Here is a 21277-nt window from a genome sequence, read left to right on the forward strand (position 1 = left end):
TGGGTCGAATATTCCTGGCCCGGCCGCTGAGATTGCTGAGCACCAGGGCAGTAGCCCGCTGGCTCGTGATTGCCCTCTGTCTCGTTTTCTGGATCGCCATCCTCGCCGCCTTCATCCTGTGAGCCGTCTCAGCAGCCGTTTCGCTCGAACAGCAGCACGCCGACCGTCCGCCACATGATCCTCAAGTCGAGGCCGAGCGAGTGTGTGCGGTGATATTCGGCATCGAGATCGACGCGATAATCGTATGAGGTGTCGCTTCGTCCCGAGACCTGCCAAAGGCCGGTGATGCCTGGCGTCATTGACAAGTAGCAGTGTATCCGGTCGCCATAGCGGGGAATTTCGTCCTCCACGATCGGCCGCGGCCCGACGATGCTCATCTCCCCGCGCAGGACATTGATGAACTGGGGAATTTCATCGAGGCTGGCCATCCGGAGGAAGCGGCCAAGCCGATGGATCCGCGGGTCCTGCCGCAGCTTTTGCTGCGTGTTCCACTCGCACCGCGCCGCCTCGCTCGTGCTCAGCAGGTCATTGAGCACCATTTCGGCGTCGCGGCGCATGGTGCGGAATTTAAGGCAATCGAAGATCTTCCCGTCGCGGCCCACCCGCTTGTGCCGATAGATCAGCGGCCGACCGTCATGCACCAGCAGAAGGATGCAGATGACGGCAATGACCGGAAACAGGAACAGGAGCGATAAAAAAGCGATGGAGACGTCGAGAGAACGTTTTACAGATTCTCTGGTTCCCCGTCTGTGCGAGGCATGAGAATGAACAGATTCACGGGCGGCGCTATCCAGCATAGACAGCATAAAAACTCCCTTGGAGAGAATATACTTGACCGGCATCACTGCCAGATACAGGAACAGATTATAGTGCGACTAACCAATCAGATATAATTCTATTGGTGTAAATTATACAGATATTTTGATGGCGGGAATTAAGCCCATTGCTCCTATTTCATGCATCAGCTCTCTCATATGGCTTCACCTTGAATCTCTTACCCGCAACTCCTCCGAAAGTCTTAGAGACTACGAGCGCGGATACACCCTTGCGATGGTATTTCCCCTACCGGGCGTGGCCGTTTCCAGCGGCGGCCGTGCATGTTCCAGCACGTCCGCATAAAGCTCCATCAACGCCTCACCCCAGGAGTGAAGTGTGTTGGCCATGCGCGGGGCCTCCTGAAAGCCGTTCCGGCCCATGCGGCGCACTCCGAGGTCGTCACGTGCCATCGCCCGCATGGTGTCGGCGAGCGAGTTGACGTCGCCGGTCGTGAAGCCTAACCCGCAGTCCGCTTCGACAATTTCCCGGCACACGAGCGCCTGCGACGGCACGATGACGGGAATGCCACTGCCGATTGCTTCCAGCGCCGCCAAACCAAAAGGCTCGGGCACACGCGAGGAGACGACGACGGCGCGCGCCTTCCGCACAAGCTGCGCTATCTCTTCCCGTTTCTTCCAGCCATGCAGAACAACCTCCGGATACGAACGCTCCAGCAGCGCCCGCCCCGCCCCATCCCCGACCACGTGAAGCCGCACACCGGCAATCCGCGCCGCCTTCGCAGCATCCTCAAATCCTTTCTCCGGCTCCAACCGAGCGATGAAGAAAAAGTCCTGGGATTTCCAAGGCTCCGCGCGGGTCTGCAGGAATGGCTCTACCGGATTGCGAATGGTGACGAAGCGGCGGTCCGCTAAGCCGGCGCGCTCGAAATAACGCTGCATTTCCCCATGCACGAGAACGATATTCGCCGGCTGGCGCCGGACGTCGTACAGGCTTTGGCGCAACGCATGCCGCGCCGAACGCCACAGCTTCTGGTGCGCGCCACGCTTGTCGCATTGCGTTAGAAGGCAGCGTGCCGACATAGGCGTAAGAGAACAGACAGAGGCTTTCCGATAGTTGACGAAGCCGCCGTTGGGGCATGCGAGAAAATAGTCGTGCGCGTGCAGGACGACACGTTCGCGCACCGTGTTCAAAGCTCGAAAGATCGCCGGCGAAAGGATCTTCGACCACCCATGCACGTGATAGATGGTCGCCGGTGTGTCCGAGGTATCGATGAGCCGGCGAAGAGCGGCAAATGCCGAGGCATTGTAAAGACCGCCGACAAATGCCGACAGGCGACCCTGTTCCAACAGCGGCGCGCCGTTCAGGTTAACCGCATCGGTCTCACTTGCCGCCGCATCCGCTCGGTCGCCTGCAAAGAAGGTCACCGGAATGCCCCTCTCGCGCAATAGACGCGCAGAAAGGCGTGAGAGATTGGATGCACCGCCCACATCGGCCGAGCGATCGTTGATGATGACAACGCGGTCTGGCCTCGGCTGGGTCATGGCTATTCGAGTGCCGCGACGTTTTGCGGCGCCAGCCGGCCGCGAAGGAGGTCCGCCAGCGCCCGGATGTTGCCCTTGAAGCGCCCCTTGCGGTCCACCCACGGCTCGGGCGTGAAGAGCTTGATCGTGTTGGCAAGGAGGTTCCGCGCGATCTGTACCGATGCATGCCGCAAGCTCATGGTTTTCTTGCGCACGAGATAGATCGGGTTGGCGATCTGCGAATAGCCGAAGCGGACACCGGAGGTGCGGCCGGACTTCGTGCCGAGGTGGACCCCGCGCAGCCGCCGCGAAATCACGATCTTTCCGTGGCGAGCCATCTGGCGGCTGAAATCGACATCCTCCAGCCATCCATAAAGCGGCAGGTTTTCGTCGAAGGCCAATCCCTCGGTCCGCACCGTTGCCATGCGCACGGCCATGTTGCAGCCATAGGCGTTGTAAATCGTCTGCGGATCGTCCGAGGCGTCAGCAGGATCGTGCCGCCCGCGATCAATGATCGCCAGCGCCTCCGAGATATCTATGCCGGGACCGGTGATCCCGTCTGCATCCACCGTTCCCGTGCACATGATTACGCTCGGTTCCGACACAAATATCCGCTCCGTTTCATCGACATAGGACGGCGCCATGAGGAAATCGTCGTCCAGGAACAACAGGATGTCGGCGGCGGGGACGTTGCGCAGGATATGATTGCGTTGCCGGCACAGGCCGCGCTCGGAAACGAGCACGCGGATATCCAGCCCAATTGCGTCCAGCGCCTCCATGTCGACATCGTCCTCACGCGCGGCGCAGATGACCACCTCGTCCGGCCGCCGGACCTGCCGTGCCAGGTGCGGCAGCAGCGTTTTGAGGATTTCGCGCCTTCCGCTGGTGGCGATGCCGATGGCAAAGCGGGTGCCGCTAGCTTGTGCCATGGCCGCCGCCGTAAAATTGTGAAGCGGGAAGAGCGCCGGGGGGCCGCCGGCGGCGCGTGCTCCGATTGAAGATCACGCCGAGGATGCTCACGCGCGATTTACCGAAGGTCGCCAGAGCCTCTGCCAGCCGCTCGACCGTCATCTTCCGATGATTGCCCAAGACGAGCAGGATGCCGTCGAGATAGGAACTGGCGACACGGGCATCGACCGAGCTTTCGAACGCCGACAGGTCGACAATGACGACGGTGTAGCGGTCGCGAAGCATGTCGACCTGCGCCTTCAAAGCCGGTAGGTGGCCATAGCGATGGGAGGGGTGCGCCGAACGCTTGATCTGATCCACCGTCAGCACGGGCACCATCGCCAGCTCGCCGAGCTTCTCCGGCAGCAACGGCTGGCCGCCCTCCTTCTCCTTCAGCTCCATCTCCGCGAAACGCGACTTGGTCTTGCGCTCGCTGTAGCGCGGAAGAGGCCGCTCAACCTTCTCGGGTTCGATAGATGGCGATGGTGGGCTACCAAGCTGCGCCATGGTCAGACCCAGGTCCTCGCCCTGCCCTGCCGCAAGATGGCTGATATGCGGGTACGGGAAATTGGCGTCGACGAGGATAACGGACACGCCCTCGTTCAGGTAAAGTTGCGCCAGATTGGTGGCGATGGTCGTCTTGCCTTCGCCGGCATCCACCGAGGTGATACCGAGGACGATCGATCCGTTCGCCGGAAAGGTTGCGTCGATGGAGTTCTTGACGCTGCGCAGCGCTTCCGAAAAGTTCGAATATGGCGCGTCCAGCACGTAGCGTAAGCTCCCGGTCTCGCTGCCGGACGAGATATTCCAGGTCGAGCGGAAGCGTGTCGCGGGCACGTGGCCGAGCATGGGCAGCCCCAACTCACGGCCCAGACGCTCACCTGAACCGATGCGGCGGTCGAAGACTTCGCGCGCGCCGGCAAGGCCGATGCCGGCGGCAAAACCCAGCATCATCGAGAAGGGCAGGACCAGCGTCGTCTTCGGCCAGATCTTGGACAGCGGCGGTGTGGCCGCAGTAACGAAGCGCGCATCGCCTATCGGAAACGACTGCTTCTGCAGGGCGCCGAGGAGCTGCTGCAGCAGGTTCTCATACATGCGCCGGTAGGTCGCCGCCCGGCTTTCCAGCTCGCCGAGCTCGACGCGGGCAAGGTTCGTGCCGGCGGTGGTTTGCTTCAGGCCGTCGAGCTGCTCGCTCAACAGCTTCTCGCGCGTGATCGCGGTCTCCAGGTTCGTCTTGTAGACGCCCTGTATGCGCACCAGTTCGCGGCGGATCTCGCCTTCGAGCTGCGCAATCTCCTCCTCCGCCGCGCGCACGGGCGCGCCGCCCGCTCCATATCGGCTCTGCAGTGTTTCCAGTTTGACAGCCGCCGCCTGAAGGTCCTCGCGCAGCTTGTAGATCTGCGTGTTGTTCAGCGCCTCACCTACGTACCCATCCATGATATCGCCGGCGAGCAGGCGGTTGATGGTCGCAAGCTTGGCCGATTCCGTGGCCCGGTTGGCCTGCGCCACCAGGAGCTGCGTGCTGATTTCCGAAAGCTGCTGGTGGTCGAGCGACGCCGCCGCGCCGACCTGCGTGATGCCGTTCTTGTTGCGGTATTCCTCCACGGCGAGCGCGGCTTCGCGCGCCTGCTGGGCGACGTCTATCAGCCGATCTTCCAGCCACGCCGCGCCGCGCGTCAGCGCTTCGGCCTTGGCGTTTAGGCTCGCCTGCATATAGGCCCTGGCAATGGCGTTCGCGGCGTTCGCTGCTTTCACCGGATCGGTCGAGGTGTATCCAATCTCCAGCACGTAGGACTGCCCGACACGGCGAACGGACACCCGGGATAGGAAACCGGCCATTGTCCGGCGCATGGTCTCTTCTTCGGTCTGCGCCCCCGCGGCATCCTCCCCGCTGGCCTCCGGCTCTCCCTGGAAAAGCGTGAAGAGCGACACGATTCCCGAGCGTATGGTCGACCTCCAGGACCGGCTCTCCAGGATTTCCGGATCCTCGAGGAGATTGAGCTCCTTGATCACCGCCCTGGCAATCGCCTCGGACTTGACGATCTCGACCTCGCTGGCGATCTCCGCCGCCTCGATGATGATCGTTCCCGTCGAGGCGTCCTGGGAGGCTATGCGCGCCTGCTCGTGGTCGATCACCAGACGGGCGATGGCCGAATAGGTCGGCTCGGTCTTGGCGATGTAGAGCCCTCCAAGCGCGATGCCGACCATGGTCATCAGGATGATGAGCAGGATATGACGGCGTAGGAAAGACCAGATGTCGCGAAAGGTGATGTATTCCTTGCTCGCCGCCGGCGCGCCGCGTTCGCCGCTGAGCTTGCGTATCTCCTGGATCACCATGCCCCTGTTCACCCATCCATGTTCGGTTGCGCCGCACTACCGGGAAAGCATCGTTTCACTGATGTCCGCGGCGGCGGCGGACGCTGCCTCACCCGCTGCTTCCGTCAAATCGAGCCGCACCTCGAGGACATCGCCGGGCTCCAGCATGGTGCCGGCCGAAGCCTCGAACGTGTCGCCATTCTCGCCGCCACGGATGATGGTGAAGCGCAGCGGATTCTCCTCAATGGCCACCCGCGCATCGCGTCTGGCGATCGAGGCGCCTGTCGCCTGAAGCAGCCTTTCGTTGATTTGCCGCCGCAGCTTCAGTTCCTCGATTTCCGCAATGGTCGTCTGCAGGTCGCGGCTGATCTCGGTCTTGCGCTGCCCCTTGAGGCTCAGCGCATCGCGGTTCGTCTCGCTCAACCTCTGCTTGGCGCGCATGGAGGCTATGGCAAGGTCCAGCCGCTCGCTCTGCAGATCAGCGACGACGCGTTCCAATCCGGTCTCGCGCGACCGGGTGGCCGTGCCGCTGCTGACGAGCTTGGAGATGTCCTTGAGCTCGGCCTCGGCGATGCTGACCTGACGGTCTTGCGCAACCATCTTCTCGTCGAGGACCGCGATCTCCTTGCTGAACAGCGCACTCAACTCATCCAGGGATTCGAGCTGACGCTCGAATGCCTCGGTCCGCGCCTTGAAGATCACTTCCTCCTCGCGCAGGACTTGCGCGGCGGCGACGGAGAGGCCGGTACCGCCGGTCTCCGCCGGGAATTCGATCGTCGGCTTTTCGTCGAGTTCGGCTTTCAGCCGCGCCCGCCGCGCCATCAGCCGCTGCAACTCCAGATCGATGCGTCCGACTTCGCCCACGTAGCGGATCTGCTCCAGCTCCGAATATCCACCCTGCGGGTCGCTCTTACGTGCCCGTCCACCCGCCATCGCCAGTGCCTGCAGGACGGTGAGGCCCGGCCGGTACTCGAACTCGCCGGGCCGGTCGACGCTGCCCGTCACATAAAGCGACGGATACCGCACCACCTCGACCGTCGTGACCGGCGGGGTAACGAGCCCCGTCTGCCGTTTCAGTTCCTTAGCAATTTCGGATGCAAGGGCACTGGCAGTCCGCCCTGCGGCAGGAATTTCGCCGACCAGCGGTATCGAGATCGAGCCCGACTGCGCCACAGTGTATTCGCCATTCAAGGGAGTCCATTCCCGGTATTCGCCCAGGCTGGGCACCCATTCCACCACCGTCACCTTTACCCGCGTGTGCGGCCGGAGCTGGAACAATTCATCCGCCCGCCCCGGTAGGGCTGCAAGACAAACGGCGCAGATGACGATCGCCGTCAGCACCATAGAAGCCACTTGCCGCCGCAGGCCGGAAGTTTCATCGATTTCTGTGCGGTTCTCTGCCATGATCTGCCCTGCGGGCTGTGCGAAAGCACCCCGGTGGAAAGGGCGCGCGAAAAGCCCGCCCAGTCCTGCCGATCATCAATCGAATTCCCGCAAGGTAAATACCGAAGGCCCTAGTCCCTTTCGGCTAGACGCGGCTAAGCGTCTGCCATCTTCGAAGCAGGAGGAACGCTGCGTGAGGATGATTCCAGCCCGAACGGATGAAGACCTAGTCCCTTTGCGCCGCCGGACTGACCGTACAGATAGGGGATTGGCCTGATGTACGGCGTGTTCCCGGATGCCCTTTCGCTCCACCATCCCGACAATTGGCTTCGTTCGGGGGAGGAATGGTTTTGCGCGTCGCGATCGTCCATTACTGGCTGGTGTCGATGCGGGGTGGGGAGAAGGTCGTGGAAGCTCTCTGCGACATGTATCCCGGCGCCGATATCTTCACCCTCGTCTATGACGAAGAACGGGTTTCGGCAAAGATACGGCGCCACAAGGTCACGCCGTCCTTCCTGCAGAAGATTCCCGGCGCACGCAGATACTACCAGTCCCTGTTGCCGCTGATGCCCTTCGCGCTCGAAAGCTTCGACCTGTCGGGCTACGACCTGATCCTCTCCAGCGAATCGGGTCCGGCCAAGGGCATCGTCCCCGGACCGCAGGCGACCCATATCTGCTACTGCCACTCACCCATGCGTTATCTATGGGATCACTACCATTTTTACCGGGCCGGCTCCGGGCTTCTCACCCGTGCAGCGCTGCCGGTCCTTGCTCCGGCGCTGAGGGCCTGGGACGTATCGACCAGCGCGCGGGTCGACAAATTCGTCGCCAACTCGCACCACGTCGCCGCCCGCGTCGAGAAGTACTACCGGCGCGACGCCACCGTGCTCAATCCGCCGGTTACGGTTCAGGATTTCTCGCCCCTTGCCGAGATCGGCGATTTCTATCTCTGCGCCGGTCAGCTCGTCGGCTACAAACGCATCGAGCTGGCGGTGGAAGCCTTTTCGAAAATGGCGGAGAATCTCGTCGTTATCGGCGAAGGAAAGGAGATGGCACGGCTCAAGCGCATAGCCGGTCCGACAATCACCTTCCTTGGCCGGACGACCTTCCCCGTACTGAAAGACATGCTTGCTCGCTGCCGCGCCCTGGTCTTCCCCGGCGAAGAGGACTTCGGGATCGTTCCGGTCGAAGCCATGGCGAGCGGCCGGCCGGTCATCGCCTTCGGCGGTGGCGGCGCACTGGACAGCATCGTTCCCGACCGCACAGGCATCCTGTTCCAGGAACAGTCCGTGCAAGGGCTGATCGAGGCTGTAAGGCGTTTTCAGTCGATGGAATCGACATTCCGCCCGGACCTGATCCGCAATCATGCTCTCCAGTTCAGCGAAGCAAACTTCAAGGCGAAGATGCAGCAAATCATCGACGCGGAGCTGATGCAGCGGAATGGCGCGGGGTCTCGCCTTCCCGAACGCGCCGCCGCTTAGCTCAGGAACAAAGGGGCAAGGTGCCACGGTGTTGGGATTTCGCATACGCAGCGAGGAACGCGACCGCTACGCGGACTGTGAGCGGATCGCCATGCTTGACAGGGTTCTCGACGAGATCGAGATGGAGCTTTTGGCCGAAAAAGCAGGCTTCCAGAAGCGCTACGAGTCCGCCGCCGTCACTGCAGCCTTCGCCCAGCAACACTACGAAGACGAGGTGCATGACATCCGGACGTTGGCGAAGGTGGACGATCTTACGCGCTCGCTGAAGGCGTTCGACGCACGCATTGCGGCGCTAGACAACCAGATCGATCTTGTCACGGCGCTGCGAAGAACCGTTCGCTCCTTCGCCGCCGAGTACGGCATTGATTAGCTCCTCCCAACAGTCATGCGTCGTTCGCGGTTGTGCAGCCTGCACCTCCCAAATTGATTAGTCCGAAAGGTCAGATACCCTGATAGATAGAGAATGCTAACACCTATGCGTTGGGAATTCTGCACAAATATCTTAGCTGCATCAAACAGATACGGCTCTATGATTGGCTCTACTGACACGCAAATCGGGCCGTGTGGACGGGCATGGACGATGCGGATTTCGAGGCTGTAAGATTCCTCAATTCCTTCATCAAATTGCCGCACAAACAAGAAGCCTTGTGTTCGACAGCGGAGCAGAACGCGACCAACTCAACTGTCGGCAAACTGGGCATGTATGGGTGATGTGGCACGCTAGCAGTTCCCAAAGAGCGATTGCGCGGACCGACATGCCGAGGGTGCTGTCGCTCATCCAGAAGAATGTCGGCGATTTTACGCTGGACCTCTCGGGCCTGCACGTGGTGGTTCCGGCAGCTGCGGGATACCGCGCGGCGACAGCGACGCTCGCGCTGATGGCCGGCGCGGCCAGCGCGACAGCCATCACGCGCCCCTCCAACCGCTATTACTCCGCCCAGGAAGCGGCGGACGTAACGTCGTCGCTGGCAGCGCTGGCGGGGGTCCGTGGCCGCCTCAGGATCAGCGAGCGCATCGACCATCAGACCTGCAGCAACACGAACATACTCGTCAACAGCGACCCCATTCCGCCCATCACGCGATCGATCATCGAGCGGCTACCCAGGCGCTCGGTCATTGCGATGATGAGCGAGCCATGGATGCTGTTGAGGGGAGAGATCGACATCAGGGCATGCCAGGAACATCGGGTTCCCATCTCCGCCGTAAACGAATCCCATCCCGCAATCGGCGGAGAGGACTACCACGCCGCGTTGTGCCTCAAGCTTTTCCAAGAGGCGGGGATACCGCTCGACAAGGCCGCGGTCGCGCTCATTTGCGGCAATCCGCTGGCCCGCGACCTCAAGCGGGGCATGCGGGCGGCGGGAGCACAGGTCGAGGTGTTTCCCAATCCGGATATGGTGTTCACGCACTCCTGGAATGCCGTCGTCCTGGCGCAAAGGCCGACAGATCGACCGAGCCTCGGCATCCACGATCTCGGGCGCATTGCCAAGGTCGCTCCAAATGCAGTGATCCTCCAGTACTGGGGAGATATCGACCGCAAGGCAGCCCGCTATTTCGGGCTCAAGGTCTGGCCGCCGCGCACCCCTGGCAAGAGCCAGATGGGCATGCCGCTGGAGGCCCTGGGGCCTGAACCGATGGTGCGCCTCATCGCCGGCACACTCAAAGCCGCCGAGCTTGTCCTGGCAGGTGGGACCCCCGGTCCCGGCGGAGTGGCGCAGTTCTTCAATGCCTCCGACTGGTCCCTCTAATCGGCTAGAAAACCGGTGCTACCTTGCACCGGCGCGTCGGAACGTCTCATATGACGAGATAGCTTGCCTTTTGGCAGCTTTGAGATCATCGTGCCAGACGCTATGAAGCTTCGTTCGGCGCGCCAGGTCGCTACCTTTCTACTCGCGGTGTTTATGACCGTGGGTTTGAACCTGTCTGCGGTCCAGGCCAGCGACATGACGGTTCAAATGGCCATGACGGCGGAGATGACAGCCTACGACGGCGGCAACTGCCAGGATTGCACGAACACCGGCGAGGGCCACGGCACACAGGCCCTTTGTCCGACGACCGCCTGTGCCGCGCCCATCCTTGCCGTGCTTCCGCATGTGCCAGCGACGGCGATCGCTACCGCACCGGCCCCTTCGCTGCGACCATCGGCCCAAATGACCGGATGGGCCTTTCTGCCCGATCCATACCCTCCCAGAGGCGACACCCTCATGTGACGTGGGTGTTGTCGGCCGCTTCACGTGGCCGATCTCAGCGCCCCGAGATGTGTCCGTAGCCATCGACGGCGCGGTCACTACCTACTGTCCACAGGATGCAGGGTATGAGTAATCGTTTCAGCAATACCATCTCGCGCCGGCGGCTCTTGCAGGCCGGGGCCGGGTTCGCCGCGATGGCGTTTCCCACGTTTCGCCCCGGGCAAGCTACCGCCGGCAGCGAATATCGGATCACAGCGAAGCCGGCACGTGTGCCGCTGATCGGCGGCGGCTATCCGGAAACGGCGGTGTGGAGCTACGACGGCGCGGTGCCCGGGCCGGAAATCCGGGTCCGTCAGGGTGAACGGCTGCGGGTCGCCGTCGAGAACCGGCTCGACGAGGAGACCACCGTCCACTGGCACGGCTTGCGCGTGCCGAATGCCATGGACGGCGTGCCGCATCTCACCCAGGCGCCGATAGCGCCGGGAGAGACCTTCGTCTACGCCTTCGACTGCCCGGATGCCGGCACCTTCTGGTATCACCCGCACCAGCGCGGTTCCGAGCAGGTGGACCGCGGCCTTTACGGTCCGCTAATCGTAGAGGAGCCTGAGCCGATCGTCGTCGACCGTGACGTCACATGGGTGCTTGACGATTGGCGGCTGCTGCCGGACGGGCAGATCAGCGATGACTTCGGCAACATGATGGACGCCGGCATGGCCGGACGGATCGGCAACACGGCCACTGTCAATGGCCGCCTGGCCGAAACCTTCGCCGTCAGTGGCGGCGAGCGCGTTCGCCTGCGGCTGATCAACGCCGCGAACGCGCGCATCTTCGCCCTGACGTTCGAGGGCCACCACCCGCGCATCGTCGCACTCGACGGGCAGCCGGTCGAGCCGCACGCACCGGACAACGGCCGGGTCGTCCTGGGGCCGGCCATGCGCGCCGACCTCGTCATCGACATGACCGGTGCACCCGGCGCGCGTTTCCGGGTGATCGACACCTTCTATCGGAACCTGGAGTACCGCCTGCTAGACCTCGTCTATGCCGACCGCCCCTTGCGTGAGGCCCCGCCCGACAGGCCCATCCGGCTATCCGACAATCCGTTGGCCGAGCCCGACATCGCCACCGCCGAAACCCATGAGGTCACTTTCGGCGGCGGTATGATGAGTGGAATGATGGGCGGCGGCATGACGGAGCGAGGCATGTCCGGCCAAGGCATGATGGGAATGATGGGCCGCATGATGGAAGGAATGCGTCACGGCGGCGTTTGGACGGTCAACGGCATCGCCGCCGAAGGTCACGTGATGGACCCGATGCTCACGCTCGCGCGCAGTCGCTCCTATATCCTTGCCCTCCATAACGATACCGCCTGGCATCATCCTATCCACCTGCACGGTCATTCCTTCCGCGTGCTTGGCCGCGAAGGCGCGCCGACGCGCCACCGTGAGTGGCAGGACACCGTGCTGATGGCACCGCGCGAGCGCGTCGAGATTGCGTTTGTCGCCGACAATCCAGGCGATTGGATGTTCCACTGTCACATCCTCGAACATCAGTCGGCCGGTATGATGGGCGTGATCAGGGTTACTTGAGACTGCGTAGACAATGCAAAGAATGCGAAGGAAGGAGCTTAGCTCATGAAACGGACTCTTCCGATACCGACGATCGTCGCGGCAACCATCGCCGCCGCAGTGGCAAGCGGCGTGCCGGCAGCAGCAGCCGAGGCGAAAGCCGCGACCCTCTACAAGAACCCCCAATGCGGATGCTGCGAGGAATATGCGGAATACCTGCGCGATAACGGTTTCACGGTCTCGGTCAAACCCACGCACGACCTCGCCCTCATGAGCCGCGAGGCCGGCATCCCGGACGACTACCAGGGCTGCCACCTAGCTCGCATCGACGGCTACGTCGTCAGCGGCCATGTACCGGTGGGCGTCGTCGAGCGCCTCTTGAGCGAGCGTCCCGACATCAAGGGCATCACCCTGCCCGGCATGCCGATGGGTTCGCCCGGCATGGGTGGCGAGAAGTCGGAGCCGTTCACCGTCTACGGGATCGCCGACGGCGCACCCGAGGTTTACGCCGTCGAGTAGGTAAAGCGGCCGCCAGCCCACCTCACATCAAGTCGCGCACCAGCTCCGGGATGATCTGCAAGTCCCGGAGCGCTATCCGGAGGGCGGCCTGCTGCGGGCGCGAGAGCGCGGCGATCTCGACCTTGTTGGAGACCGGGATGCCCTGGTGCCGGTCGCGGCTCTGCTGGGCGAGCGTAAGCGAAAGCACGAGATTGTGGGCGGACCGTACGCGGTGGAGCGACACTTCGCTGCCGATCTCCCGCTCAAGCAGCCCTTCGAGGCGTGCGCGGGTAGAGCGTGCTCGGATGTCGTGGCGGATCGACAGCGTGCGCGCCGCCGATACGATAGGGAAAAGGGCAAAGCGCTTGAGATCCAACCGCCCCTCTTCGGTGCGAAACCGCCCGAAAAGGGTGAACGGCGAGGCCAGGTTCGCAAGCTGCTCGCCAAGCAGCAGCGGAAACGGCGCCTCGGCATGCCCGCGCCGATAAGCCTCCTCGAAGAGCGCCTCGCCAAGCCGTCGATCGCCGTGCACGGGGCTCAGGTCGAAGAAGATATCGACGTTGAGAAGATCCTGAGGGCGGGAGCGCGTCACCCATTGGCCGACGCGCTCCTTCCAAAGCGCCAGCGAGCCGCGCCACTCGGCATTCTTCGCCATCACACCGCCGTCGCAATAGGAGATGCCGGCGGTGTCGAGCATGGCGGCGATACGTTCGCCCAGCCCGGCAAACCAGCAGTCCTCCGGTCCGTCCGGCTCTCCGCTTTCGTAGACGATGGCGTTGTCCTGGTCGGCGGCGAGCAGGCTTTCGCCCCGTCCGGCCGAGCCGAGCACGAGCAGGGCATAAGGCGAAGGTGGTCCGCCGAGGCCGGCATCCCGCATCTCCTGTTCGGCGAGTATCGCTGCCCGGCGCGTCATGGCCCGCAGTTCCTCGCTGACGATCTCGGCGATGATGCGCGGATCCACCTCCTCGACGACCAATGCATTGGCCACGGTGGGAAGGCTGGCCCAGGCGACGGCCATCTCGGCGGTGGAGGCCGCGGCATCGATCGTGTCGTCGAGCTGGATCGCCACGCTGGCACGCAGCCGCAGGAGATCGCGCGCCGAGATCACACCGGCAAGCACTCCCTTTTCGTCGCGCACGCCAAGGTGGCGGATGCCGAGCCGCTCCATGCGGCCGATGGCGCGGTAGGCGAAGGCCTGGGCGCGGATGCTGACGAGCGGCCGGCTGGCAAGCGCGCCTGACCGCTGCTCAAAGCTCGTCTCCCCCTGCGCTGCCACCAGCTGCAGCACATCGCGCTCCGTGATAATGCCGTAATCCTCGATCAGCCCACCCGGCTCGCCGCTCTTGCTCACGAGTATCGAGCCGGTCTTCCTTTCCACCATTAAGGCCATTGCAGTGCGCAGCGGGGTCTCTTCGCGCACGAGAACTGGCTGGCGGCTCATGAGATCGCCGACGTGATGGCGGTAGGCGAAGGGATCGACGGCGGCGAAGGATGGCAGTGTCTCCGGGCTGGAGGCCGGCTCGTCCCAACCGGCCCTGTGCTGCCGTTCCCGCTCCTCGGCAAGCCGCAACAAGGCGCGCTCGGCCTCGGCCAGTGTACGAATGCCGGCCGCATGCAGCCGGGGGAGAAGTGCCGTGAAGATTTTCGCCGCGGAGATGGCGTCCCCCAGCGCCTGGTGGCGCCCCGTCACCTCGACGCCTAGCCAGGCGGCGATCGCCTCCAGCGACGGGTCCCGGAGTTCCGGATTGACGAGATGGCTCAGCGTGCGCACGCACAGGGTGCGCGGCCGCTTCCATTCGAGGCCGGCGCGCTGGGCCTCCTGCTTGGCGACCGCCGTATCGAAGCCGACGGCATAACCTACCAAAAGCCGCCCTGCGCGAAACTTTTCAAAGCGCCTCCAGGCCGTGGCGAAGCCGGGCGCCTGGCGCACCATCGCGTTGGTGATGCCGTGGATGCGCATGGCTTCGGGCGGAATGGGCACCGCGGGATCCACCAGGGTCTCGAAGGTGCGGTCCGGACACATCGCTCCGTCGGCGATGGCGACGGCGCCAAGCTGCACAATGCGCGCCTTGCGCGGATCAAGGCCGGTGGTCTCCGTATCGAGCGCCACCGCATCGAGCGCGATCAGCGGAACTGCTCCGACAACCGCCTGCATAGAGCCTCCCCTTGCCCGCCCTGCCGCGTGAACGGCTTATAGCGCGCCTCCGTACCCTACGCCATCAGGCCCTACCCGATGCGCAGCGAGTCGTCGTCGAGTTCCTCGCCGCCCCGCACGCGACGGAACATGGCGACGAGGTCGTCCACGTCCATATTCTTGCGGCGCTCGCCGGCGATGTCGAGTACGATCCGGCCTTCGTGCAGCATGATCGTGCGGCTGCCGAGATCGAGCGCCTGGCGCATGGAGTGGGTGACCATCAGCGTGGTCAATCCGTGCTCGGCGACCAGACGGCGGGTAAGGTCGACGACGAACTCGGCCATGCCGGGGTCGAGGGCGGCCGTATGCTCGTCGAGGAGCAGCACCTCGGCACCAGCAAGCGTCGCCATGACGAGGGCGAGCGCCTGGCGCTGACCGCCCGAAAGCAGGCCCATGCGGTCGCCCATCCGGTCTTCCAGATCGAGGCCGAGTTCGGCCACCCGCTCGCGCAAGTGCTTCCGCCGGTCGGCGTGAAGGGCGGACCTGAGGCCGCGCCGGGCGCCGCGCATGGCGGCAAGCGCCAGGTTCTCCTCGATGGAAAGGTCAGCGCAGGAGCCGGCAAGCGGATCCTGGAAAACCCGGGCCACGCGGCCGGCACGCTTGGCCGGGGCCTCCCGCGTGACGTCGCGGCCGCCGATCTTGATCCTGCCCTGCTGAGGCGGCGCGTCACCGGCGATCGCCGCCAGAAGCGTCGACTTGCCGGCCCCGTTGGAGCCGATGACGGTGGCGAATTCGCCCTCCGCCAGCGTCAAGTCAATGCCGTTGACGGCACGACGCTCGATCGGCGTGCCGGGATTGAAGGTGACGTGGAGCGCCTCGACGGAGATCATTGGACGGCCCTCCTGCGGGCTCGCAGCTTCGGCAGGATCAGCGCCAGCGTGACGAGGACGGCGGTCACGAGATTGAGGTCAGATGCCTTGAGGAAGAGAAAATCAGCCGAAAGGGCCATCTGCACGGCGACACGGTAGACGACCGAGCCAACGACCACGGAGAAAAGCGCCACCAGCATGGTGCGGCTGCGGAACAGCGTCTCGCCGACGATGACGGCGGCGAGCCCCACCACGATGGTGCCGACGCCCGAGGTGACATCGGCGAAGCCGGCGATCTGCGCAAATAGCGCGCCGCCCAGCCCCGTCAGCGCGTTCGACAGCCCCATGCCGAAATAGATCTGCCGACCGACATCGACACCGTTGGCCCGCGCCATGCGCGGGTTGGCGCCGGCCGCGCGCGTCGCAAGGCCGAAATCGCTGCCGAGAAAGCGCGCCAGCAGCAGCACGGTCGCCAGCACCAGGACAGCCAGCACTGCCGGCCGCACCAGATGGTCGGCAAGGCCGAGATCGTAGAACGGCGTGATCACCGTTTCCTGATTGAGGACGGCCATATTGGGCCTGCCCATGATGCGCAGGTTGACCGAGAAGAGCGCGATCATGGTGAGGATCGAGGCGAGCAGGTTCAGGATGCCGAAGCGGACATTGAGGAACGCCGTCACCAGTCCGCACAGGGCGCCGCCAAAAGCGGCGAGCACACAGGCAAACCAGGGGTCCCAGCCGCCGGTGATCGCCACGGCGGCCACGGCCGCCCCCAACGGGAAGGAGCCGTCGACGGTGAGGTCCGGAAAGTCGAGCACGCGGAAGGCCAGAAAGACCCCGAGCGCGACGAAACCGTAGATGAGGCCGAGCTCGACGGCGCCCCAAAAAGCGATTGCAGACATTGGACCGAGGTGCTCCGCAGCGAATATCCCAAATTTGCGCCTTCCGGTGGCCTGAACCGGCGGTCAGTGCAAGGAAAAAATTCGCGGTGCGACTTTAGGGGCTGCCGGGGGCGAAGGCTCTCGCCGGCGCGCGCCCGCGCGCCGACCTCAGTTTCACCGAACGAAGCCCCACTCTCCAGGAAATGGTGCCTTGTTGACCTATTCGATAACCTTCGAGGCCCGCTGCACCATCTCATCCGGCAGCGTCACGTCCATGGCCTCCGCCGCCTTGCGGTTGATCACCAGGTCGGTGCCGGAGGCAAAGGTCACCGGGATGGTGCCCGGATCCTCACCCTCGAGCACGCGCACCACCACTTCGGCGGTCTGCTTGCCGAGCTGGTAGTAGTCGAAGCCGATGGAGGCCAGCGTGCCGCGCTCCACCGAATCCGTGTCGCCGGAGATCAGTGGCAGGTCATTCTGCTCCGCCACCGCAATCAACGCCTCGAGCGCGGAGACCACGGTGTTGTCGGTGGGCACGTATATGGCATCCGCCTTGCCGACCAGGCTACGCGCCGCCGCCTGTACGTCGGCCGACTTGTTGGCGGCCGCCTCGACCACCGAAAGCCCTTCCTCCTCGGCTGCGTTGCGGAAGTGCTCGAGCAGCGCCACAGAATTTGCCTCGCCGGGATTATAGACAAAGCCGATGCTTTCCACCGACGGCACCAGTTCCCTGATGAGCGCAACGTGCTCGGCGATGGGCGTCAGGTCGGACACGCCGGTGACGTTTCCGCCCGGCGCCTCGTTGGATTCGACCAGGCCGGCGGCCAGCGGGTCAGTGACCGCCGAAAAAACCACCGGGATGTCGCGGGTAGCCGCGGCCGCTGCCTGAGCGGAAGGGGTGGAGATCGGTACGATCACGTCCGGCGCGTCGCCCACGAACTCGCGCGCGATCTGGGCGGCCGTGGCGGGGTTTCCCTGCGCGGACTCGTAGGCGAACTCGAGGTTCTCGCCCTCGCGGTAGCCGGCCTCCTCCAGCCCGTCGCGTACGCCGTCACGCACGGCGTCGAGCGCCGGGTGCTCGACGATGGCCGTCACCGACACCTTGGCGGTCTGGGCTGAAGCTGCCGTCGCCAGGGCGAGGCTCGCTGCGGCGATAAGAAGAAGTTTTCGCATGGGTGTCTCCCTAGTCGATGTTGCCTGATGTTCTTATCGGGCGGACGGGCTGTTGGCCACGATCCGCCGCTACCGCATCGGCGCAGCCCCGAAAACCGCCAACTGCAATGCAGCCGCCAACTGTTGGCGACTTGCCCGGAGATGTCAATCTGGAGTGGATTTAAGCTGGTGCGGTTTGGGCTGGTTCAGCTTCGAGAGTGAGGCGACGCAGTTCGGCCGGGTGGACCCTCTTTGCGCCGCGGGACTGCGTGCGGCCCGCTCAGTCGTCGCGGTAGACCTTCTCCCGCCGCTCATGGCGTTCCTGCGCCTCGATGGAGAGCGTGGCGATCGGGCGGGCGTCGAGGCGCTTCAGCGAGATCGGCTCTCCCGTTTCCTCGCAATAGCCATAGGTGCCCTCGTCGAGGCGTTGCAACGCGGCATCGATCTTCGCGATCAGCTTGCGTTGGCGGTCGCGCGCCCTCAACTCGATGGCCCGGTCGGTCTCCGAGGAGGCACGGTCAGCGAGATCGGGGTGGTTGGCGTTCTCCTGTTGGAGCGCGTCTAGCGTCTCGCGCGCTTCTCGCAGAATCTCGCTTTTCCAGTTGATCAGCTTACCGCGGAAATAGGCACGCTGGCGCTCATTCATGAAGGGTTCATCCTCAGATGGGACATATTTGGCATCGACGGTATCACTCATCGCTCACCCCACTGCTTACCAGCGGCGCCTATATATTCGGGCACGGCGGCGGCGACAAGCGTAAACCGTGCTGCAATAACACAATTGTCAGATTCGCCGATATTTTAAGGTGAAAGCTGTAAATCGCTCGACGGCGCGCAATTTTCGTTCCGCGGGCAGGCCTGCGCCAGCCATTTCATCGTCGCGCCCCATCGCCTATATCCGGAAGGCCTTGAACGAATCGGGGGAATGCCCTTGCCTTCGCTGACCAGTCTGGCCGACGAGGCCCGCATTGCCCTCGATACCGTCGCGGACCGCGCCACTGGCCTCTGGTCGCCGTCGGTCAGGCTCGGCGTCACCGGCCTTTCACGCGCCGGCAAGACCGTGTTCATCTCCGCACTCGTCCACAATCTCATCCATGGCGGCCGCCTGCCGCTGTTCGAGGCACAGGCCTCAGGCCGGATCGCCAAGGCTTATCTGGAGCACCAGCCTGACGACGCCGTGCCACGGTTCCAGTACGAGGATCACATCGCCGATCTTGTGGACAAGCGCATCTGGCCGGCCTCCACCCGCGCCATTTCGGAACTTAGGCTGACTGTGGAATACGAATCGGTGTCGGCTTGGGGGCGCATGTTCTCGCGCGGGCGGTTGTCGCTCGACATCGTCGACTATCCCGGCGAATGGCTGCTCGACCTGCCACTCCTCGGCAAGAGTTTCGAGGCCTTCAGCCGCGAGGCCATGGAATTGGCCGAGCTTCCCGTGCGCGAAGAGGTTTCCAGGTCCTGGCGCCAGCTCGCCGCCAGCGTCGATCCCGACGCCGCCGCCGACGAGATGCTGGCGCGGCGCCTGTTCGAGAGTTTCTCGGCCTATCTGAGCGCCTGCAAGGAGGACGCCCGCGCCCTCTCCACCCTGCCGCCAGGCCGCTTCCTGATGCCGGGCGATCTCGAGGGCTCGCCGGCGCTCACCTTCGCGCCGCTCACCAATCTGCGTGAAGGCAAGGCGCGGCCCGGCTCCATGCGGGCGATGATGGAGCGGCGCTACGAGGCCTACAAGACCCACGTCATAAAACCCTTCTTCCGCGAGCACATCGCCCGGCTCGACCGGCAGATCGTGCTGGTCGATGCCATGCAGGCTATCAATGCCGGCGCGCCGGCGGTAGCCGATCTGGAGCGCGCCCTGACGGAAATCCTCGCCTGCTTCCGCCCCGGCCGTGGCAGCCTTTTGACCGGCCTCGTTTCGCGCCGCATCGACCGCATCCTGATCGCCGCCACCAAGGCTGATCACATCCACCACGAAAGCCACGACCGGCTGCAGGCCATCGTGCGGCGGCTCGCCGACCGCGCCATCGCGCGGGCCGACTTTTCCGGCGCCGCCGTTGACGTGGTGGCAATGGCCGCCGTACGCGCCACCCGCGAGGGCACGGCGACGCGCGGCCGTGAAATGCTTCCCGTCATCATCGGCAGTCCGCTTACCGGCGAGACCATCGGCGAAGACACCTTCGACGGCGAGGCGGAGACAGCGATCTTCCCCGGCGATCTGCCGGAAAGCCCTGCCGCATTCTTCCGCAAGGATGCCGCACCTACATCCGGCGATCCAGCGATCCGCTTCGTGCGCTTCCGCCCACCGAAGCTGGAACGCACGGCCGAAGGCGTGACGCTTTCCCTTCCCCATATCCGCCTCGACCGCGTCCTTCAGTTCCTTCTGGGAGACCAGCTCGCATGAGCCGCCGCCCCGCCGCCTTCCGCATCGAACCGTCTGAGACGCAGAAGAAGCCCGAACGCCGGGAGAACGGCCGTGAGCCACGGGCGGTGAAGGTGGACGAAGCGGTCACCGTCACGCCGGCGGAGATCGACGTCTTCGAGGCGCTGGAGCCGGCCGCCGCCCCGCCCGCGCCGGCCACCGGCGCACGGCGGCGCTCGCGGCTCGGCAAGATCTTCTTTGCCGCCTTCGGCCTCCTCGTCTCGCTCGCCGTTGGTCTTTGGACAGACCGGCTCATCCGCGATCTCTTCTCGCGCGCCGATTGGCTCGGCTGGCTGGCAGTGGCGCTCGCCGCCATCGCCGCGCTCGCCCTTGTCGCCATCCTCGCCCGCGAGTTCATCGCCCTCGCCCGCCTCGCCTCGGTGGACAGGATGCGCGGGCGCGCCGAAAAGGCTTATGAGAGCGACGACGCACGTGCTGCGCGCGCGGTGGTGTTCGACCTGACCACGCTTCTGGCCAGCCACCCGGATACGGCGGCGGGACGGCAGGCGCTCAAGGGCCTGGAGGGCGAGATCATCGATGGCCGTGACCTCCTGCGCATCGCCGAGAAGGAGTTGCTCGCGCCCCTCGATGTCCGCGCGCAAAAACTGGTGCTGGACGCTGCCAAGCGTGTCTCCGTCGTGACGGCCGTCAGCCCGCGGGCTCTGCTCGACGTCGGCTATGTGCTGTTCGAGGCTGCGCGCCTGCTCCGCCGTCTGTCGGAGCTTTACTGCGGTCGGCCAGGTTTCCTGGGTTTCCTGCGGCTGTCGCGCAGCGTTGTCGCCCATCTCGCCGTCACCGGCTCGATGGCCGTGGGCGAGACATTCGTGCAGCAGATCGTCGGCCACGGCATCGCTGCCCGGCTGTCGGCAAAGCTCGGCGAAGGCGTCGTCAACGGCATGCTGACGGCGCGAATCGGCATTGCGGCGATGTCGGCCATCCGCCCCCTCGCCTTCCACGCGGTCAAGCGGCCCGGCATGGGCGACTTCCTGAAGGCCGTGACGCAATTCGCCTCAAAGGCGCAGGGAACACCTGCGGACAAGCGTAAATGACCGCGTAATAAGGCTTGTCTAACCCGGCCGCCTCCTCCACTCTCGGCAAACCGCCATCCGGTCGGCAAGAAGAGCGGCCGACGGTGACAAAGCGTTAAC

At 64.3% G+C, this 21277-nt stretch carries 18 protein-coding genes; 8 read left to right on the forward strand and 10 right to left on the reverse strand.

The features are described 5' to 3' along the window. Window positions 1–128: 128 nt before the first annotated feature. From N5A92_RS11115 to N5A92_RS11135, 5 genes are all read right to left on the reverse strand, one after another. The gene (locus N5A92_RS11115; protein ID WP_260902632.1) at window positions 129–842 is read right to left on the reverse strand and encodes a sugar transferase; all 714 of its coding nucleotides are present in this window, start codon (window positions 840–842) and stop codon (window positions 129–131) included. Between the two features lie 183 nt (window positions 843–1025). Next, entirely contained in the window at window positions 1026–2318 is a 1293-nt protein-coding gene (locus N5A92_RS11120) for a glycosyltransferase family 4 protein (protein ID WP_260902633.1), read from the reverse strand. Between the two features lie 2 nt (window positions 2319–2320). After that, on the reverse strand, window positions 2321–3226 hold the full coding sequence (locus N5A92_RS11125) for a glycosyltransferase family 2 protein (RefSeq protein WP_260902634.1): 906 nt from the start codon (window positions 3224–3226) through the stop codon (window positions 2321–2323). Further along, window positions 3213–5582 carry a GumC family protein gene (locus N5A92_RS11130; RefSeq protein ID WP_260902635.1) on the reverse strand — a complete coding sequence of 790 codons (2370 nt, stop codon included), beginning with the start codon at window positions 5580–5582 and terminating at the stop codon, window positions 3213–3215. Before N5A92_RS11130 ends, N5A92_RS11125 begins: the two co-directional genes overlap by 14 nt. Before the next feature lie 36 nt (window positions 5583–5618). After that, the gene (locus N5A92_RS11135; RefSeq protein WP_260902636.1) at window positions 5619–6965 is read right to left on the reverse strand and encodes a polysaccharide biosynthesis/export family protein; all 1347 of its coding nucleotides are present in this window, start codon (window positions 6963–6965) and stop codon (window positions 5619–5621) included. Window positions 6966–7294: 329 nt separating this feature from the next. Between N5A92_RS11135 and N5A92_RS11140 the strand changes: the two genes are divergently transcribed. The 6 genes from N5A92_RS11140 to N5A92_RS11165 all read left to right on the forward strand — a co-directional run bounded on the left by N5A92_RS11140 (window position 7295) and on the right by N5A92_RS11165 (window position 12698). Beyond that, on the forward strand, window positions 7295–8425 hold the full coding sequence (locus tag N5A92_RS11140) for a glycosyltransferase (protein WP_260903571.1): 1131 nt from the start codon (window positions 7295–7297) through the stop codon (window positions 8423–8425). Window positions 8426–8456: 31 nt separating this feature from the next. Further along, a complete protein-coding gene (locus tag N5A92_RS11145; RefSeq protein ID WP_260902637.1) occupies window positions 8457–8795 on the forward strand; it encodes a hypothetical protein in 339 nt (112 codons plus the stop codon). Window positions 8796–9180: 385 nt separating this feature from the next. Further along, window positions 9181–10173: a hypothetical protein gene (locus N5A92_RS11150; RefSeq protein WP_260902638.1), complete on the forward strand. Its 993-nt coding sequence runs from the start codon at window positions 9181–9183 to the stop codon at window positions 10171–10173. A gap of 63 nt (window positions 10174–10236) precedes the next feature. Continuing rightward, a complete protein-coding gene (locus tag N5A92_RS11155) occupies window positions 10237–10635 on the forward strand; it encodes a hypothetical protein (protein ID WP_260902639.1) in 399 nt (132 codons plus the stop codon). Window positions 10636–10739: 104 nt separating this feature from the next. After that, a complete protein-coding gene (locus N5A92_RS11160) occupies window positions 10740–12200 on the forward strand; it encodes a multicopper oxidase family protein (protein WP_260902640.1) in 1461 nt (486 codons plus the stop codon). 45 nt (window positions 12201–12245) lie between these two features. Continuing rightward, on the forward strand, window positions 12246–12698 hold the full coding sequence (locus N5A92_RS11165; protein ID WP_260902641.1) for a DUF411 domain-containing protein: 453 nt from the start codon (window positions 12246–12248) through the stop codon (window positions 12696–12698). Between the two features lie 22 nt (window positions 12699–12720). Here N5A92_RS11165 and N5A92_RS11170 read toward each other — a convergent pair whose 3' ends face one another. The 5 genes from N5A92_RS11170 to dksA form a co-directional block, all read right to left on the reverse strand. Then, window positions 12721–14832 (reverse strand): DUF294 nucleotidyltransferase-like domain-containing protein, encoded by a 2112-nt coding sequence (locus N5A92_RS11170; RefSeq protein ID WP_260902643.1) that lies wholly within the window; start codon window positions 14830–14832, stop codon window positions 12721–12723. 71 nt (window positions 14833–14903) lie between these two features. Then, entirely contained in the window at window positions 14904–15701 is a 798-nt protein-coding gene (locus tag N5A92_RS11175; RefSeq protein ID WP_260902644.1) for an ABC transporter ATP-binding protein, read from the reverse strand. After that, on the reverse strand, window positions 15698–16582 hold the full coding sequence (locus N5A92_RS11180; protein ID WP_260902645.1) for an ABC transporter permease: 885 nt from the start codon (window positions 16580–16582) through the stop codon (window positions 15698–15700). Before N5A92_RS11180 ends, N5A92_RS11175 begins: the two co-directional genes overlap by 4 nt. A gap of 198 nt (window positions 16583–16780) precedes the next feature. Continuing rightward, window positions 16781–17734, reverse strand: coding sequence for an ABC transporter substrate-binding protein (locus N5A92_RS11185; protein ID WP_260902646.1), 954 nt, complete (start codon window positions 17732–17734; stop codon window positions 16781–16783). A gap of 259 nt (window positions 17735–17993) precedes the next feature. Next, a complete protein-coding gene (gene dksA, locus N5A92_RS11190; protein ID WP_260902647.1) occupies window positions 17994–18410 on the reverse strand; it encodes an RNA polymerase-binding protein DksA in 417 nt (138 codons plus the stop codon). Between the two features lie 228 nt (window positions 18411–18638). Between dksA and N5A92_RS11195 the strand changes: the two genes are divergently transcribed. Continuing rightward, a complete protein-coding gene (locus N5A92_RS11195) occupies window positions 18639–20111 on the forward strand; it encodes a YcjX family GTP-binding protein (protein WP_260902648.1) in 1473 nt (490 codons plus the stop codon). Continuing rightward, on the forward strand, window positions 20108–21178 hold the full coding sequence (locus tag N5A92_RS11200) for a YcjF family protein (protein WP_260902649.1): 1071 nt from the start codon (window positions 20108–20110) through the stop codon (window positions 21176–21178). The genes N5A92_RS11195 and N5A92_RS11200 overlap by 4 nt, the downstream gene beginning before the upstream one ends. The last annotated feature ends 99 nt before the right edge of the window (window positions 21179–21277 follow it).

Origin of the sequence: Chelativorans salis (assembly GCF_025336525.1) — a bacterium.
Classification (GTDB): domain Bacteria; phylum Pseudomonadota; class Alphaproteobacteria; order Rhizobiales; family Rhizobiaceae; genus Chelativorans; species Chelativorans salis.

What these genes read in the sequence shown, in the direction of transcription:
- N5A92_RS11115 (WP_260902632.1), bottom strand. Translation starts at nt 842, where the DNA reads ATGCCGGTCAAGTATATTCTCTCCAAGGGAGTTTTTATGCTGTCTATG.
- N5A92_RS11120 (WP_260902633.1), bottom strand. Translation starts at nt 2,318, where the DNA reads ATGACCCAGCCGAGGCCAGACCGCGTTGTCATCATCAACGATCGCTCG.
- N5A92_RS11125 (WP_260902634.1), bottom strand. Translation starts at nt 3,226, where the DNA reads ATGGCACAAGCTAGCGGCACCCGCTTTGCCATCGGCATCGCCACCAGC.
- N5A92_RS11130 (WP_260902635.1), bottom strand. Translation starts at nt 5,582, where the DNA reads ATGGTGATCCAGGAGATACGCAAGCTCAGCGGCGAACGCGGCGCGCCG.
- N5A92_RS11135 (WP_260902636.1), bottom strand. Translation starts at nt 6,965, where the DNA reads ATGGCAGAGAACCGCACAGAAATCGATGAAACTTCCGGCCTGCGGCGG.
- N5A92_RS11150 (WP_260902638.1), top strand. Translation starts at nt 9,181, where the DNA reads ATGCCGAGGGTGCTGTCGCTCATCCAGAAGAATGTCGGCGATTTTACG.
- N5A92_RS11160 (WP_260902640.1), top strand. Translation starts at nt 10,740, where the DNA reads ATGAGTAATCGTTTCAGCAATACCATCTCGCGCCGGCGGCTCTTGCAG.
- N5A92_RS11165 (WP_260902641.1), top strand. Translation starts at nt 12,246, where the DNA reads ATGAAACGGACTCTTCCGATACCGACGATCGTCGCGGCAACCATCGCC.
- N5A92_RS11170 (WP_260902643.1), bottom strand. Translation starts at nt 14,832, where the DNA reads ATGCAGGCGGTTGTCGGAGCAGTTCCGCTGATCGCGCTCGATGCGGTG.
- N5A92_RS11175 (WP_260902644.1), bottom strand. Translation starts at nt 15,701, where the DNA reads ATGATCTCCGTCGAGGCGCTCCACGTCACCTTCAATCCCGGCACGCCG.
- N5A92_RS11180 (WP_260902645.1), bottom strand. Translation starts at nt 16,582, where the DNA reads ATGTCTGCAATCGCTTTTTGGGGCGCCGTCGAGCTCGGCCTCATCTAC.
- N5A92_RS11185 (WP_260902646.1), bottom strand. Translation starts at nt 17,734, where the DNA reads ATGCGAAAACTTCTTCTTATCGCCGCAGCGAGCCTCGCCCTGGCGACG.
- dksA (WP_260902647.1), bottom strand. Translation starts at nt 18,410, where the DNA reads ATGAGTGATACCGTCGATGCCAAATATGTCCCATCTGAGGATGAACCC.
- N5A92_RS11195 (WP_260902648.1), top strand. Translation starts at nt 18,639, where the DNA reads ATGCCCTTGCCTTCGCTGACCAGTCTGGCCGACGAGGCCCGCATTGCC.
- N5A92_RS11200 (WP_260902649.1), top strand. Translation starts at nt 20,108, where the DNA reads ATGAGCCGCCGCCCCGCCGCCTTCCGCATCGAACCGTCTGAGACGCAG.